A 15,534-nucleotide genomic window follows, 5' to 3' on the forward strand; every position below is an offset into this window, starting at 1 on the left:
AGGGTCCGATCGCTCAGGCGGGAAGGGGCATCAGCGCCACCGGGTCGGTGGTCGGCCGGTCCGAGCCGCCTGCCGGCTCGACGGTGATGCCCATGCCCGACGCCCCGTCCACGGCGCCGCTCAGCAGCACGGCCTGGTCGCTGCGGTCGTTGTTCATGAGCCCTGCGGAGCGCATGGTTCCGCCGTCGTCGAACCAGAGTTGGTAGACTTTGCCCCGCGGCGGGTGTGCCATCCCGGAGGCGATGAACACGGCCCGGTCCTGGCTCTTGGAGACGACGACGGTGCCCCTCGCGCCGTCGGCGAGCTTCGCCGAGTCGCTCTTGGCGTCCGGCGCCGCGAGCACGGCGGCGATCCGGTCGTTGTCCTGATCCGCCTGCCGGGCCTGTTCCTGGGCGTCCTCGGCGCGCTGGTGCTGCCACACGGCCGTGCCGCCGAGCGCGGCGGCGGCCGCGAAGCAGGCGGCGAGCGCCCACCGCGACAGCAGCCGCCGCCTGGCGCCCGCCGTGCGCCCGGCCCGGGACAGCGCCGGCTCGCGGGGCGAGTCCTGGCGGACCGTGGTGATCCGGCGCAGTACCTGGCCGCGCAGATCGGGGCGGGGTGTGACGGTGGCCGCCAGGCCGAGACGGGCCGCGGTCGCGGCGAGTTCGGCGCTCTCCTGGGCGCAGGCCTCGCAGTGCGCCAGGTGCCGCTCGAAGTCGGCACGCTCCTCGTCGGACAGCGCGTGCAGCGCGTACGCGCCGGTCAGCGTGTGCAGGTCGGTGGTGGTCACGCGGTCACCCCCAGGCAGTCGCGGAGCCGGATGAGACCGTCGCGCAGCCGGGTCTTGACCGTGCCCAGGGGCAGTGTCAGGGACTCGGCGACCTGCCGGTAGGTCAGCCCGCGGTAGTAGGCGAGGGTGACGGCCTGGCGCTGGATCTCGGTCAGGGTGCGCAGGCAGCGGCGTACCTGCTCGCGCTCGAGGCGTGCCTCGACCTGCTCGGTGACCTGGTCGAAGTCGGGCATGTGGTCGAGGAGCGCGGCCTTCTGGTCGCGCGCCGCGGCGGCCTCGACGGAGCGGACCCGGTCGATGGCGCGCCGGTGGGCCAGGGTGAGGATCCAGTTGATCGCCGTGCCGCGGTCGGTGCGGTAGCGGGGAGCGGTGCGCCAGACCTCGACGAGGATCTCCTGCGCGACCTCCTCCGACTGCGCCAGGTCCCGCAGGACGGCGCGTACCGTACCCAGGACGGGTCCCATCACCCTGTCGTACACCGAAGCGAACGCGTCCTCGTCGCCGAGGGCGACGCGGCCCACGAGCTCCTGAAGATCGGGTTCGGCGGACGGGTTTCTGCCGATGTGTACGGCTTCTTTCACGGGGCCCTCCGTGGTCGGGAACTGTCCAGGCGTAATCCGGACCCCGGGAGGCCATGGATTGGTCCAGTGGACCAAACCGTCCCACGTTCGGCGTCGAATGATCGGTAGCGGGCATTCCGCAGTCACGCGGTGAAGGAGTGAGGGGGACGAATGACCGGTCCTGAACAGCGGGCGATCCGGGAGGCCACCGGGTCTGCCGGGGCACTGATCGTGCGCCGCAATCCGCCGGGCGCGCGTGCCGCGGTGCTGTTCCTGCACGGCGGCCGCGCCGACAGCCGGTCCGCTTCGCGGCCCTGGCATCTCGCGGCGCTGCGCATGAGGCCGTTCGTACGGGCCGTGTCCGCGTCCCTTCCGTCGACGGATGCCGTGCTGCTGGCGCAGGTGCGCTACCGGGTCCGCGGCTGGAACGGCTCGGACGCCGACGCGCTGCACGATGCCGAGCGGGCGCTGCGCGAGCTGACGCGGCACGTCGGCGAGGTGCCGGTGGTGCTCGTGGGACACTCGATGGGCGGCCGTGCGGCCCTGGCCGCCGCGCGTGCGCCCGGTGTCCGGGGCGTGGTGGCGTTGGCGCCCTGGTGCCCGGAGCGCGAGCCCGTCGCGCACCTGAGCGGCAAGGACGTCGTCGTGCTGCACGGCGACCGGGACCGGGTCACGGACCCGGGGGCGTCCGTGGCGTTCGTCGAGCGGGCGCGGGCGGCGGGTGCACGGGCCCGGATCTCCCTGGTGCCCGGTGGCGACCACGCGATGCTGCGCGACAGTGCGCGCTGGCACCGCGCCGCCGCCTCGGCCGTGCTGGACCTGCTGCGGTCCTGACCCGGCCGAGACACCGTCGCAGCACATGTCACCGCCTGATGCGTGTCATCTCCGGGTCGAACAGCGGCTCCGCCGCCGTCGTCGCGGGCACCTTGTCGCCGAAGTAGCCGATCTCCACCCGTGTGCCGGGTTCCGCGTGTTCGGCGGGGAGCCAGGCGTAGGCGATGGGGCGGCCGAGGGTGTAGCCGTAGGCGGCGCTCGTGATGTAGCCGCTGGGCCGGCCGTTCACGAAGACCGGTTCGTGGCCCATCACCACCGAGTGGTCGTCCTCGATGAGGAGGGCCGTGAGACGGCGTTCCACGGTGTCCTTGGTGAGGTCGCGGATCGCGTCGAGACCCAGGTAGTCGCCCTTCTTCTTGCGGACGGCGAAGCCGACACCGGCCTCGTACGGGTTGTGCTCGCTGGTCATGTCGTGGCCCCAGGCCCGGTATCCCTTCTCCAGGCGCAGGGAGTTGAAGGCGCTGCGGCCCGCGGCGATGACACCGTGCTCCTGTCCGGCGCGCCAGAGCGTGTCCCACAGGCGCTGGCCCAGGTCGGCGGTGGTGTAGATCTCCCAGCCCAGTTCGCCGACGTAGGACAGGCGCATCGCGGTGACCGGGACGTCCCCGATGAAGGCCTGCTTCGCCTTGAAGTAGCCGAAGTTCTCGTGCGAGAAGTCGGCGTCGGTCAGGGGTTGTACGAGGTCGCGGGCGCGCGGGCCCCATACGCCGATGCAGCAGGTGCCGGCCGTGATGTCCCGGACCTGTACGGTGCCGTCGGCGGGCAGGTGGCGGCGGAGCCAGGCGAGGTCGAGGTTGCTGTTGGCGCCGACCTGGAAGCGGTCCTCGGCGAGCCGGGCGACGGTGAGATCGCTCAGGACGCCGCCCGCCTCGTCGAGCATGAGTGTGTAGGTGACCGCTCCGACTGCCTTGTCCAGTTGGTTGGTTGACAGGCCCTGGAGGAATGCCAGGGCGCCGGGACCCGTGACCTCCAGGCGCTTGAGCGGGGTCATGTCGTACATCGCCACGCGCTCGCGGGTGACCAGGGCCTCGGCGCCCGCGACGGGCGACCAGAAGCGGGAGGCCCACTCGCCCCGCTCGCTGATGCGGGACACCTCGGGCAGCCCGGCATTGGCCTCGTACCAGTGCGGGCGCTCCCAGCCGCCGCCCTCAAGGAACACGGCGCCGAGTTCCTTTTGGCGGGTGTGGAAGGGGCTCACGCGCAGTGGCCGCGGCCGGTTCGGCGGCTGGAGCGGGTGGATGATGTCGTAGACCTCGGCGAAGCTCTGGCAGCTGCGCTCGTGCACGTAGTCGGGGGCCAGCTGCACGTCCTCGAAACGGTTGATGTCACACCCGTGGAGATCGATGCCGGGCCTGCCCTCGACCATCCACTTCGCGACGGCCCGGGCGACGCCCGCCGAGTGGGTCACCCACACGGCTTCGGCCAGCCAGAAGCCGGAGACCTCCGGGGACTCGCCGATCAGGGGCATGCCGTCGACCGTGAAGGAGAACAGGCCGTTGAAGCCGTCGGCGATCTCCGCGTCGTTCAGGGCGGGCAGCAGCCTGCGGGTGTCGGCCCAGGCGCCTGCGAAGTCGGGCTTCGTGAAGTCGAGCTTCGAGGGCTGGTCGGGGCTGTCGGCGGGGTGAACGACGTCGTCGGCGGAGATCGGCATCGGTCGGTGGGCGTACGAGCCGATGCCGATCCGGTCGACGAGTTCGCGGTAGTACAGGCCGGCGTCCTGGTTGCGCAGGATCGGCAGGTTCGCCTCGTCCGACTGGCTGTTGCGGCCCTTGAGTTCGGTGATCGGTGTGGTGGTGGCGTACTGGTGGCCCATGGGGACGAGCGGCACGTGCTGGCCGACCATGCGGCCGATGCGCGGGCCCCAGAATCCGGCGCAGGACACCACGATGTCCGCGGGGAAGGTGCCGCGGTCGGTGACGACGGCGCTGACGGCGCCGCCTGATGTCTCGATGTCGGTGACGGTGTGGTGGCCGAGGAAGGTGGCACCGCGGGCGATGGCGCGACGGGCCTGTGCCTCACCGATGCGCAGCGCCTTGGCGAGGCCGTCGCTGGGGATGTGGTAGCCGCCGAGGATCGCGTCGGGGTCGAGCAGCGGGTGCAGCTTGGCGGACTCGGCGGGGTCCAGGAGGTGGCTCTCGACGCCCCAGGAGGTGAGCCAGCCGTGCCGGCGCTCGAGTTCCGCGAGGCGTTCGGGAGTCGTGGCTATCTCCAGGCCGCCGACCTGCCGGTAGCACCAGTCGCCGTCGAGGTCGAGGGCGCTGGTCTTCTCGACGGTGTAGCGCGCGAACTCGGTCATGGTCTTGGAGGGGCTGGTCTGGAAGACCAGGCCGGGGGCGTGCGAGCTGGATCCACCGGTCGCGAAGAGGGGCCCCTGTTCGAGGACGGTGACGTCTGTCCGGCCGAGGGCGGTGAGTTCGTCGCTGAGGGAGCAGCCGACGATGCCGGCTCCGATGATGACCACCTTGGGCTGCGAAGACTGCGAGGTCATGGTGGGTCCTCCGGGAGTTCATGGGTGCACGGGGTGGCGTGACGTGGGAGGGGTCTTGGTGGTGTCGTCAGAGGCGGACGACCGAGCGCAGCACCTCGCCGCGGCTCATCCGGTCGAAGGCGCCCTGCACATCGGTGAGGTCGATCGTCTCGCTCACGAACCGGTCCAGGTCGAACCGGCCCTGGAGGTGGAGGTCGACGAGCTGCGGGAAGTCCCGGGAGGGCAGACAGTCGCCGTACCAGGAGGACTTCAGTGCTCCGCCGCGTCCGAAGACGTCGAGGAGAGGCAGTTGGACGGTGCGGTCGGCGGTGGGCACACCGACGAGCACGAGGGTTCCGGCGAGGTCGCGGGCGTAGAAGGCCTGCCGGTAGGTCTCCGGGCGGCCGACCGCGTCGATGACGACGTCGGCCCCGTGGCCGCCGGTGAGGTCGCGGACGGCCTGCACGGGGTCGGTCGCGGTGGGGTCGACGGTGTGGGTCGCGCCGAATCTCCCGGCGAGGTCGAGCTTGCGGGCGTCGACGTCGACCGCGATCACCCGGGTGGCACCGGCCAGTTCGGCGCCGGCGAGGGCCGCCATGCCGACGCCGCCGCAGCCGATGACCGCGACGGAGTCGCCGCGGGTGACGCCGCCGGTGTGCACGGCGGCGCCGAAGCCTGCCATGACGCCGCAGCCGAGCAGCCCGGCGGCCGCGGCCGGAGCCGCCGCGTTGACCTTGGTGCACTGGCCCGCGGCGACCAGGGCCTTCTCGGCGAAGGCGCCGATGCCGAGGGCGGCGACCAGGGGGGTGCCGTCGTCCAGGGTGGTGGGCTGGGTGGCGCCCAGGCTGTCGAAGCAGTACCAGGGGCGCCCGCGCCGACAGGACCGGCAACTGCCGCACACCGCCCGCCAGTTGAGGACGACGAAGTCGCCCTCGGCGACGTCGGTCACATCGGGCCCGACGGCCGCGACCACGCCCGCCGCCTCGTGCCCGAGAAGGAAGGGGAATTCCGTGCCGATGCCGCCCTGGAGGTAGTGCAGATCCGTGTGGCACACGCCGCAGGCCTGGATGTCGACGAGGGCCTCACCGGGGCCCGGATCGGGCACGGTCACGGTCTCCAGGGTCGCCGGTGCGCCTGCCGCGCGGGCGACGACTGCCTTGACCTGATGGGGCATGGGGATCCTCCGAGCAGCGGCCCGCCGTGGGGGCTTGTGGCGTTCGGGAGAGACGCGGACCGTGCGCCTCGGGGCGGCGGCCGCGTATGCACGTGGAATTGACACGACAGTTGAGCGTGATTGATATACCAGCGCTCGGCACACTAGAACCGCTGCGTGGCGGGCGTCAATGGGCCCCGCGTTCCCCATGGTTGAGGGGCGGTCGACGACCTCAGATGATCGAGCGGATCGCGCGCTCGAAGTTCTCCACGTGCTCCGCGGACACGGCCGACGCCTTGGCCGCGTCGCCCTCGATGACGGCCCGCAGCAACTGCCCGTGCTCGTGTACGTGTTGCTCGAGTCCGGCCAGGCGGTCGATGAACAGGCACCAGATACGGGTGGCGAGGTTGTCGTAGTTGACCAGCGTGGCTTCGAGGTACGGGTTGTACGTGAGCGCGTAGACGGCGCGGTGCACCGCCATGTCGAGACGGAGCAGGGCGACATCGCCGGGCTCCGGCGCGGTCCGCGACTCCTCCTCGACGCGGGTGAGCAGTGCGCGCAGCCGCTCCCGGTCCGCCGCGGTGGCCCGCTTGCTGGCACGCGCGGCGGCGAGGGGTTCGAGCTCCTGACGGACCTCGGAGATGTGGCCGAGGTCGGCGATCTGTACTTCGGTGGCGAAGGTGCCGCGCCGGGGGAAGGCGACGACGAGCCGCTCGGTCTCCAGGCGCTTGAGGGCTTCGCGGACCGGGGTGCGGCCGAGGCCGAGGTCGGCGGCGAGCCGCCCGTCGTGGACGGGTTCACCGGGACGGATCTGGAGGGTGACGAGCCGGTCCGTGATCTCCTGATACGCCTGGTCGGCCAGTGTCGCGCCGTGCGACTGGCCCCCGGCGGCAGGCACAGATGCCATCTCGCCCCTCCCTTGACGTGTCCCGGATGGGACCTCACCGTACCGCATCCAAGCATTGATATATCAGGGGTGCGGCACGGCGGGAGAGGCGAAGACATGGTGGCGGGCCCGTCAGACGGCGGCGGGCGCGATCCTTTCCGTGGCGGGGACCAGGGTGCGGCGGAGCCGGTTGAAGATCTTGGAGCGGTTCATGGCGAGGACCGCGGTGGGTACCCCGTCCTCCTTGTAGAGCGCCGCGAAGGACCGGTCCTCGTAGCTGCCCTCGACGAGTTCGAGCTCGGCTCCGGGGTTCACGACGCCGGCGAGCTGGATCCGGACGTCGTACTGGTCGGACCAGAAGGAGGGCGGGGTGGCCCGGGGCACGGCGGTCTCGCCGGTGAGCAGGGTGCGGGCCGCCGTCGCGGCCGACTCCGCGGCGTTCGACCAGTGCTCGATGCGGGCGTGCCGGCCGGTGAAGGGGTGCGGGCGGCGGGCGACGTCGCCGACCGCGACGACGTTGGGCACGCTGGAGGCGCCGCCCGCGTCGCAGACCACGCCGTTGTCCACCCACACACCGGAGTCGGCGAGCCAGTCGTCGACCGGCCTGGCCCCCACCCCGACGAGCACGATGTCCGCGGGCAGCAGCCGTCCGTCCGTGAGCCGCACGCCGGTGACCCGGCCGCCGCCGCTCTCCAGTTCCGCGACTCCGGTCCCGCACAGCAGGCGGACGCCGTGGTCGGTGTGCAGGGAGGCGCACAGGCGGCCCATCTCGGCGCCCAGCTGGCGTTCCAGCGGGGTGTCGAGCGCCTCGACCACGGTGACGTCGAGGCCGAGGTGGTGGGCGGTGGCGGCCACCTCGGCGCCGATGAATCCGGCGCCGATGACGACCATCCGGGGCACCCCGCTGACCAGCTCGGTGCGCAGACTCCGGGCGTCGTCGAGGGTGCGCAGGGTGTGCACGCCCGCGAGGCCGTCCGTGCCGGGCAGACGGCGGGCCGTCGAGCCGGTGGCGACCACGACGCCGTCCGTCTCGATCCGGCGCCCGTTGCCGAGGATGACCGAGGTGTTGAAGCAGTCCAGGTGCACGGCGCGGTCGCCCAGCTCCCAGTGGATGTCGAGCGATTCGTACTCCTCGGCGTCCCCAAGTTCGAGGGCGTCGGCCGTGACGTCGCCCTTGAGGTAGGCCTTGGACAGGGGCGGGCGGTCGTAGGGCCGGTGCAGTTCCTCCCCCACGACGGTGATCTCTCCCTCGTACCCCTCGGCGCGCAGCGACCGGACGGCGCTGAGGCCGGCGAGCGAGGCTCCGACGACGGTGATGTGCTTCATGCGGGCTCCCCAACGGTGACGTGAAGCAGGACCTGGCCGTCCTTGACGGTGACGTGATGGGTGCGGACGGGCGTCTTCGCGGGCGGGCAGGTCGGGCGTCCGTTGCGCAGGTCGAACGACGCCTCGTGCAGGGGGCATTCGACGAAGCAGCCCTCGAGGAAGCCGTCGGCCAGCGAGGCGTCCTGGTGGGTGCAGGTGTCGTCGATGGCGTACACCGTGCCGTCCGCGTTGAAGACGGCGACCGGGGTCGGCACGCCCTCGGTCACGCGGATGGACTCACCAGGGGGCAGATCTTCGATGCGGCACACCGGGATCATGGGGAACCTCCAGGAAACAAATGGACGGTCAATTGGCGTGCTGTGCGCCGAGCCTGGCCTGGAGCCAGGTGTGGAACTCGCCGATGTGGTGTTCGCTGGGGACGAGGACGCCGCCCTTGACGTAGGCACGCGAGCTCATCGTGGGCTGGGTGCGTTCGCAGGCGTCGAAGTCCTGCTGGTTGACGCGGTGGAACAGTTCGACGGACCGCTCCATGTCCTTGCCGTCGCCGTGGCTGTCGACGACGTGCGGCAGGTACAGCCAGTCGCACTCGACGATGGTGCGGTCGTGGGAGATCGGGTACATCCGGTGGAGGATCACGTGGTCCGGGACCAGATTGATGAACACCTGGGGCCGCACGGTGATCGCGTAGTAGCGCCGGTCCTGGTCATCGGCGACCGACGGGATGCGGTCGAGTCCTTCGGAGCCGTCGACGGTGAAGCCCTGCGCCTCCTCGGCGAACTCGGCGCCGTGCCCCACGAAGTACTGGGCGGCGAGGCCGTCCTTGAACTCCGGGAGCACCTCGGTGAGTTCGGGGTGGATGGTGGCGCAGTGGTAGCACTCCATGAAGTTCTCGATGATGAGCTTCCAGTTGGCCTGGACGTCGTACGTGATGCGCCGGCCGACGTCGAGGCCCTCGATCGCGTAGTTCTCGATGGCCTCGGCGCCGCCGAGCCGCTCGCTGACGGCGCCGATCACCTCGTCCTCGAAGGAGGGGGGCTGCTCGGCGAGGCACACCCATACGTACCCGAGCCATTCGCGCACGTGCACGTTGACCAGACCGTATTCGGTGCGGTCGATGTCGGGCATGGACGTCAGGTTGGGCGCGGCGACCAGCTTGCCGTCGAGGCCGTAGGTCCAGGCGTGGTAGGGGCACTGGAAGTTCCGCTTGACCTCGCCGGACTCCTCGGTGCACAGCTTGGCGCCGCGATGCCGGCAGATGTTGAGGAAGGCGCGGATCGAACCGTCGCGGGAGCGCGAGACGAGGACGCTCTCCCGGCCCACCTGGTAGGTGCGGAAGCTGCCCGGCTTGGTGAGGTCGGCCGCGCGGCTCACGCAGAACCACATGGACTCGAAGATGTGCTCCTGCTCCCGAGCGAAGATCCGCGGGTCGGTGTAGTAGTCGCCGGGCAGCGTGGAGATCAGGCTCGGGGGCAGGCTGGCGGTGCTCATCAGATGTCACCTCGGTAGATGTCGTGCGGACATGCGGCAGGTGCCGAAGCGATGCGAGTTCGTGTGTGGTGACGGGGGCTCAGAGCACCCCCGCGCTCACAGCGTCACCACTGAGCGCAGTACGTCTCCGCGGCGCATGGCGTCGAACGCGGATTCCACCTCGTCGAGGCCGATCTCCTCGCTGACGAAGGCGCCGAGGTCGAAGCGGCCCTGGAGGTAGAGGTCGATGAGGGCGGGGAAGTCGCGGGAGGGCAGGCAGTCCCCGTACCAGGAGGACTTGAGGGCGCCGCCGCGGCCGAAGACGTCGGCGAGCGGCAGTTCCAGCTTCATCTCGGGGGTGGGCACCCCGACGAGGACGACGGTGCCCGCCAAGTCGCGGGCGTAGAAGGCCTGCTGGTAGGTCTCGGGGCGGCCGACCGCCTCGACGACGACGTCGGCGCCGAAGCCGCCGGTGAGGGAGCGCACGGCCTCGACGGGGTCGGTCCTGGAGGAGTCGACGGTGTCGGTGGCGCCGAACCGTTCGGCCTTCGCCAGCTTCCGCTCGTCGATGTCGACGGCGATGATGCGGGCGGCGCCCGCCACCTTCGCCCCGGCGATCGCCGCGATGCCGACGCCGCCGCAGCCGATCACGGCCACCGAGTCGCCCCGGCCGACGCCGCCGGTGTTGACCGCCGCGCCGAAGCCCGCCATGACGCCGCAGCCGAGCAGGCCCGCGGCGGCGGCCGGGGCGGACCGGTCGACCTTGGTGCACTGACCCGCGGCGACGAGGGTCTTCTCGGCGAACGCGCCGATGCCGAGGGCCGGCGAGAGCGGCGTGCCGTCGAGCAGGGTCATGGGCTGCGTGGCGTTGAGCGTGGCGAAGCAGTACCAGGGCCGGCCGCGCCGACAGGCCCGGCAACTTCCGCACACCGCGCGCCAGTTGAGGATGACGAAGTCGCCGGGCGCCACGTCGGTGACCCCGTCACCGACGGACTCGACGACACCGGCGGCCTCGTGGCCGAGCAGGAACGGGAACTCGTCACCGATCCCGCCCTCCCGGTAGTGCAGATCGGTGTGGCAGACGCCGCAGGCCCGCACCTGTACCAGCGCCTCCCCCGGCCCGGGCTCCGGGACCAGGATCGTCTCCACGGAGACGGGGGCGCCCTGCTTGCGGGCGACCACTGCGCGAACCTCGTGAGTCACGGTTGAGCTCCTTGCTGCGGGGACGGCCGAGCACGGGGACCCGGCGGAGTCTGTTGAGGGAGGCAGAAGAGCCGAAGGGGAGCTTTTGAAGATCTGTTGAAGCACCGAACTCTGTTGCGCATGAAGAACCTTGACGCGTTCTACGCAACGCCCAAACTGTCGTCTCCGTCGACGGCGCGTGTCAAGAGGGATCTGGGAACTGTCGCGCCACACTGAAACCCGGCGTCCCGCACCACGTGCCGGCGCCGACAGGGGGTCGTCAACTGCGTTGCAGCGCACGGGCGTTGCGGGCCTTCACCAACCGTCCCTCAGGAGCCCTCGAAGCGCCCCTTCCGCAGGGGGCCGGGCCAGAACATCGCTCACGTGTTCGCCTCACGACGATGCGCAAGGGTGCATGACTCCCGCCGACTCGGGTAGCGGCAGTGGCGAGGCGGGACTTTTCTGTCCTGATAAAGGAGACGCCACTTATCGGAGACGATCGTGCAGTTGGAGTCGAAGATCCGCTTCCGCATCGCCCTGCCGCCCGTCCGCGGCCAGCACCTATAGTCGCGCCATGAGAAAGCATGACGCAGACAGCGAGACATCGGGATCGTCGGGCGCCGGAGTGCAGTCCGTCGACCGCGCCGTGAGCGTTCTGGAGATTCTCGCCCGGCGCGGGGAAGCGGGCGTCAGTGAGATCGCCGCGGAAATCGACGTGCACAAGTCGACGGCCTTCCGTCTGCTGGGCGCGCTCGAGGCGCGCGACCTGGTCGAGCAGTCGGGCGACCGGGGAAAGTACCGGATCGGATTCGGCATCGTACGCCTGGCCAGCTCGGTCACCGACAATTTCGATGTGACCCAGCAGGCCCGCCCGTTCTGCGAGCAACTCGCGGAGGAATTCGGCGAGGCCGTCAACATCGCGATACTGCAGGAACATTACGCGGTGAACGTGCTCCAGGTGCGCGGTCCCATGGCGGTCAGCACGCACAATTGGGTCGGCCAGCTCACCCCGATGCATGCCACATCCAGTGGAAAGGTGCTCCTTGCTCATGTCCCCGAGCAGGAACGCGCGGAAATGCTCGCGGCCTCCCACATGAAAAAGATGACACCGCACACCCTGACCGCCAAGGGAAAACTCGAGAAGGATCTCGCGCAGACCCTTGAGCGCGGATATGCGGTGACGCTCGAGGAATTGGAGCTCGGGCTGCACGGAATGGCCGCACCCATCAGAAATGCCCAGGGTGAGGTCATCGCCGCGATCAGCGCCTCGGGTCCCGCCTACCGGTTCACCGAGGAGCGGATGCACGAACTCTCCCCCACGCTGCTGAGGAGCGCGCAGGACATCAGCCGCAAGATGGGCTACCTGGACTGAGCGGGGACCTCCCCCTCGGCCGGTTCCATCCGGATGATCACGGCCTTCGACGTGGGGGTGTTGCTGTTCTCGGCGACGCTGTCCAGCGGCACGAGGACGTTCGTCTCCGGGTAGTAGGCGGCGGCGGAGCCCCGGGGCGTCGGATAGCCGACGACGCGGAACGCGGGGGCCCTGCGTTCGCTGCCGTCGGTCCACACGCTGATCAGGTCGACCAGGGCGCCCTCGGCGATGCCCAGTTCGGCGAGGTCCTCGGCGTTGGCCAGGACGACGCGCCGCGCACCCTTGATACCGCGGTAGCGGTCGTCCATCGCGTACGGAATGGTGTTCCACTGGTCGTGCGAACGCAGCGTCTGAAGGATCAGGTGGCCGGGCGGCGCGGTGAGCCCGGTGAAGGTGTTCGCGGTGAAGACGGCGGTGCCGCTCGCCGTCCGGAAGACGTGCTTGTTCACGGGGTTGGGCAGGTTGAAGCCGCCCGGTTCGCGCACACGCCGGTTGAAGTCGTCGAATCCCGGCACCACGTTCGCGATGTGCTCGCGAATCGTGTCGTAGTCGTTCTCGAATTCCTGCCAGGCGATGTCGTGCCGCTCCCCCAGGGTCCTGCGGGCGAGGCGGCTGATGATGGACACCTCGCTGAGCAGCGCCGGTGAGGCGGGCGCGAGCCGGCCGCGCGTGGCGTGCACATCGCTCATCGAGTCCTCGACGGTCATGAACTGTTCACCGCCGGACTGAATGTCGCGGTCGCTGCGCCCCAGCGTGGGCAGAATCAGCGCGGTGCGTCCGCAGACGGCGTGCGAGCGATTCAGTTTCGTGGAGATCTGGGCCGTCAACCGGCAATTGCGCAGGGCGCGTTCGGTGACATCACTGTCCGGTGTCGCGCGGACGAAATTGCCCGCCACGCCGACGAACACCTGGGCCCGGCCGTCGCGCATGGCCCGGATCGCGTCGACCGCGTCGACCCCGTGCCGGGTGGGCGGGGCGAAGCCGAATTCCTTCTCCAGGGCGTCGAGGAACGACTGCGGCATCCGCTCCCACACGCCCATGGTGCGGTCGCCCTGCACATTGCTGTGGCCGCGCACCGGGCAGACACCGGCGCCCGGCCTGCCGATGTTTCCGCGCAACAGAAGGAAATTGACGACTTCGCGGATGGTGGGGACGCCGTGCTTGTGCTGGGTCAGGCCCATGGCCCAGCACACGATGACGTTCTTGGCGCCGAGCACCCGCTGGTGGACCTCCTCGATCTCCTCGCGGGTGAGCCCCGTGGCCTTGAGGACCTCCGCCCAGTCGAGTCCGCGGATGTTGTCCGTGAAGACCTCGTAGCCGGAGGTGTGGGTGTCGATGAACTCGCGGTCGAGGACGGTGCCGGGGGCCTTGTCCTCCGCCTCCAGGAGCAGCAGGTTCAGCGCCTGGAACAGGGCGAGGTCGCCGCCCGGCCGGATCTGGAGGAACTGGTCGGCGATCTCGGTGCCGCGGCCGATGACACCGCGCGCCTTCTGCGGGTGCTTGAAGCGCAGAAGACCCGCCTCGGGCAGCGGATTGACCGCGACGATCTTCCCGCCGCGCCGCTTGGTCTCCTCCAGGGCCGTGAGCATCCGGGGGTGGTTGGTGCCGGGGTTCTGGCCGACGACGAACACCAGGTCACTGTTGTGCAGGTCGTCGAGGCTGACGCTGCCCTTGCCGATGCCCAGCGTCTCGTTGAGGGCGGAGCCGCTGGACTCGTGGCACAGGTTGGAGCAGTCGGGCAGGTTGTTGGTGCCGAAGGCCCGCGCGAAGAGCTGGAGCAGGAACGCGGGCTCGTTGGCGAGCCGCCCCGAGGTGTAGAACAGCGCCTCGTCCGGGCTGTCCAGACCGTTCAACTCGTCGGCGAGCAGGCCGAGGGCCTCGTCCCAGCCGATCGGCTCGTAGTGGTCGCTGTCGGGGCGCTTGACCATGGGCTCGGTCAGCCGGCCCTGCTGGTTGAGCCAGTAGTCGGAGCGCTCCGCCAGCTCGCTGACCGGGTGCTCGGCGAAGAACGCGCGGGTGACGCGGCGCGTGGTGGCCTCGTCGGCGATGTGCTTGGCGCCGTTCTCGCAGTACTCGTTGCGGTGCCGCTTGTCCGGGGCACCCTCGGGCCAGGCGCAGCCGGGGCAGTCGATGCCGCCGTCCTGGTTGATGTTGAGGAGGGTCAGGGCGGTGCGCTTGGGCGAGGTCTGGCTGAGGGCGTACTGGAGGGCGTGGGCCACCGCGGGCGCTCCCGTGGCCCAGGTCCTGGGCTTGCTCAGGGAAAGATCCTCTTCGGGCTCTTCGACGGCGCGCACGCCCATCACCTCTGTGTTTCCGACTCGACGGGAGCCGGCACGCCCCCGGCGCCCAGCATTCGTCCGCCCTCGGCCCACGGTCAAAGCGGAAAGTCCGATCGTTGATAGGCAGCTACGATCATGGGCGGGCATCGTCCACCGAAGTCGGCCGGAAAAGGGGTGGGACCGTGCTGCTGCGCCAGCTCGAGTACCTGGTCGCGCTCACCAACGCCGGTCACTTCGCGAAGGCCGCCGAGCAGTGCTTCGTGTCGCAGCCGACGCTGTCCGAAGGCATCCGCAAGCTGGAGACCGAGCTGGGGGTGCCGCTGGTGCGGCGCGGCCGGCGCTTCGAGGGGCTGACGGCGGAGGGCGAGCAGGTCGTGCTGTGGGCCCGGCGGATGCTCGCGGACCGGGACGCCATGGAGTCGGGGCTCGCGGCGCTGCGCGAGGGGTTGAGCGGGGAGCTGCGGCTCGGCGCGGTGCCCACGGCGGTCGGCGCGGTCGCCCTGCTCACGCAGCCGTTCTGCGCGGCGAACCCGCACACGACGGTGAACGTCCAGGCAGATCTCCAGGGTGATGACATCGTGCGCCGGCTGCGCGCCTTCGAGCTGCACGGCGCGGTCTCGTACCACAGCCGGGGCCTTGATCTGCCGTTCGTGCCGCTGTACCGGGAGCGCTATGTGGTGCTCACCCAGGAGGATCCGGGCCGGACGGCGCAGGAGATCAGCTGGGCGGAAGCCGCCGCGCTGCCGCTGTGTCTGCTGCATCCGCGGATGCTGGGGCGCCGGGTCCTGGACGACGTGTTCGCGGAGCTGTCCCTGTCGGTGGCGCCGCGTGTGGAGACGGACTCGATCGCCTCGCTGATCGCGCATGTGCGCACCGGCCAGTGGTCGAGCATCATCCCGCACACCTGGCTGCATGTCTTCGGGATCCCGGCCGGGATGGAGGCAGTGCCGCTGATGGGCCCGCGGCGCAGCGCCCGGATCGGCCTGCTGCTGCCGCCGCGCGATCCGCTGTCGGTGATGGAGCAGGCGCTCGCGGACCTGGCCCGCGCCTCGCGGATGCACACCGTCCTGGACGTGTTGCCGGGCTGAGCCCCGGCGCCGCAACTGGCCGTTTCCCCAGGTGGTCAGCGGCTTGTTTTCCTCCTTCGGACCCCATTGACGCGCCCCTTTGGCGCTGGCTACCGTGACGACGACCCGCCGCTGATATATCAGAGCGTCACCAGTCGGTTTTCAAGGAGCC

Annotated in this window: 13 protein-coding genes; 3 read left to right on the forward strand and 10 right to left on the reverse strand. The window is 70.4% G+C overall.

Annotation, left to right across the window (positions count from 1 at the left end; all coding sequences use genetic code 11):
* Positions 1–13 precede the first annotated feature (13 nt).
* Both ACNYS0_RS01900 and ACNYS0_RS01905 read right to left on the reverse strand, forming a co-directional pair.
* Positions 14–769, reverse strand: a complete 756-nt coding sequence (locus ACNYS0_RS01900; RefSeq protein ID WP_422470849.1) for an anti-sigma factor — start codon at positions 767–769, stop codon at positions 14–16.
* Positions 766–1,350, reverse strand: coding sequence for a sigma-70 family RNA polymerase sigma factor (locus tag ACNYS0_RS01905; RefSeq protein ID WP_422470850.1), 585 nt, complete (start codon positions 1,348–1,350; stop codon positions 766–768). The genes ACNYS0_RS01900 and ACNYS0_RS01905 overlap by 4 nt, the downstream gene beginning before the upstream one ends.
* Positions 1,351–1,500: 150 nt before the next feature.
* On the opposite strand from ACNYS0_RS01905, the gene ACNYS0_RS01910 reads away from it, so the two are divergent.
* Positions 1,501–2,163: an alpha/beta hydrolase gene (locus ACNYS0_RS01910; RefSeq protein WP_422470851.1), complete on the forward strand. Its 663-nt coding sequence runs from the start codon at positions 1,501–1,503 to the stop codon at positions 2,161–2,163.
* A gap of 28 nt (positions 2,164–2,191) precedes the next feature.
* Here the strand turns inward: ACNYS0_RS01910 and ACNYS0_RS01915 are convergent, their stop codons facing one another.
* From ACNYS0_RS01915 to ACNYS0_RS01945, 7 genes are all read right to left on the reverse strand, one after another.
* Entirely contained in the window at positions 2,192–4,651 is a 2,460-nt protein-coding gene (locus tag ACNYS0_RS01915) for a GcvT family protein (RefSeq protein WP_422470852.1), read from the reverse strand.
* A gap of 67 nt (positions 4,652–4,718) precedes the next feature.
* Entirely contained in the window at positions 4,719–5,804 is a 1,086-nt protein-coding gene (locus tag ACNYS0_RS01920) for an S-(hydroxymethyl)mycothiol dehydrogenase (protein WP_422470853.1), read from the reverse strand.
* A gap of 211 nt (positions 5,805–6,015) precedes the next feature.
* Entirely contained in the window at positions 6,016–6,690 is a 675-nt protein-coding gene (locus ACNYS0_RS01925) for a GntR family transcriptional regulator (protein WP_422470854.1), read from the reverse strand.
* 111 nt (positions 6,691–6,801) lie between these two features.
* Positions 6,802–7,995, reverse strand: a complete 1,194-nt coding sequence (locus ACNYS0_RS01930) for an NAD(P)/FAD-dependent oxidoreductase (RefSeq protein WP_422470855.1) — start codon at positions 7,993–7,995, stop codon at positions 6,802–6,804.
* Positions 7,992–8,312, reverse strand: coding sequence for a bifunctional 3-phenylpropionate/cinnamic acid dioxygenase ferredoxin subunit (locus ACNYS0_RS01935; protein WP_422470856.1), 321 nt, complete (start codon positions 8,310–8,312; stop codon positions 7,992–7,994). The genes ACNYS0_RS01930 and ACNYS0_RS01935 overlap by 4 nt, the downstream gene beginning before the upstream one ends.
* Before the next feature lie 28 nt (positions 8,313–8,340).
* Complete coding sequence (locus ACNYS0_RS01940) at positions 8,341–9,483, reverse strand: aromatic ring-hydroxylating oxygenase subunit alpha (protein WP_422470857.1); 1,143 nt, start codon at positions 9,481–9,483, stop codon at positions 8,341–8,343.
* A gap of 96 nt (positions 9,484–9,579) precedes the next feature.
* Positions 9,580–10,665: an S-(hydroxymethyl)mycothiol dehydrogenase gene (locus ACNYS0_RS01945; RefSeq protein WP_422470858.1), complete on the reverse strand. Its 1,086-nt coding sequence runs from the start codon at positions 10,663–10,665 to the stop codon at positions 9,580–9,582.
* Positions 10,666–11,218: 553 nt separating this feature from the next.
* Between ACNYS0_RS01945 and ACNYS0_RS01950 the strand changes: the two genes are divergently transcribed.
* Positions 11,219–12,016, forward strand: coding sequence for an IclR family transcriptional regulator (locus ACNYS0_RS01950; protein WP_422470859.1), 798 nt, complete (start codon positions 11,219–11,221; stop codon positions 12,014–12,016).
* On the opposite strand, the gene ACNYS0_RS01955 is transcribed toward ACNYS0_RS01950, so the two are convergent.
* A complete protein-coding gene (locus ACNYS0_RS01955) occupies positions 12,004–14,316 on the reverse strand; it encodes an FdhF/YdeP family oxidoreductase (RefSeq protein WP_422470860.1) in 2,313 nt (770 codons plus the stop codon). The two genes, ACNYS0_RS01950 and ACNYS0_RS01955, sit on opposite strands and share 13 nt — an antisense overlap.
* Before the next feature lie 161 nt (positions 14,317–14,477).
* Here ACNYS0_RS01955 and ACNYS0_RS01960 point away from each other — a divergent pair, with 161 nt between their 5' ends.
* Positions 14,478–15,383 carry a LysR family transcriptional regulator gene (locus ACNYS0_RS01960; RefSeq protein ID WP_422470861.1) on the forward strand — a complete coding sequence of 302 codons (906 nt, stop codon included), beginning with the start codon at positions 14,478–14,480 and terminating at the stop codon, positions 15,381–15,383.
* Positions 15,384–15,534 lie beyond the last annotated feature (151 nt).

This window comes from Streptomyces anthophorae (assembly GCF_049310305.1).
Classification (GTDB): domain Bacteria; phylum Actinomycetota; class Actinomycetes; order Streptomycetales; family Streptomycetaceae; genus Streptomyces.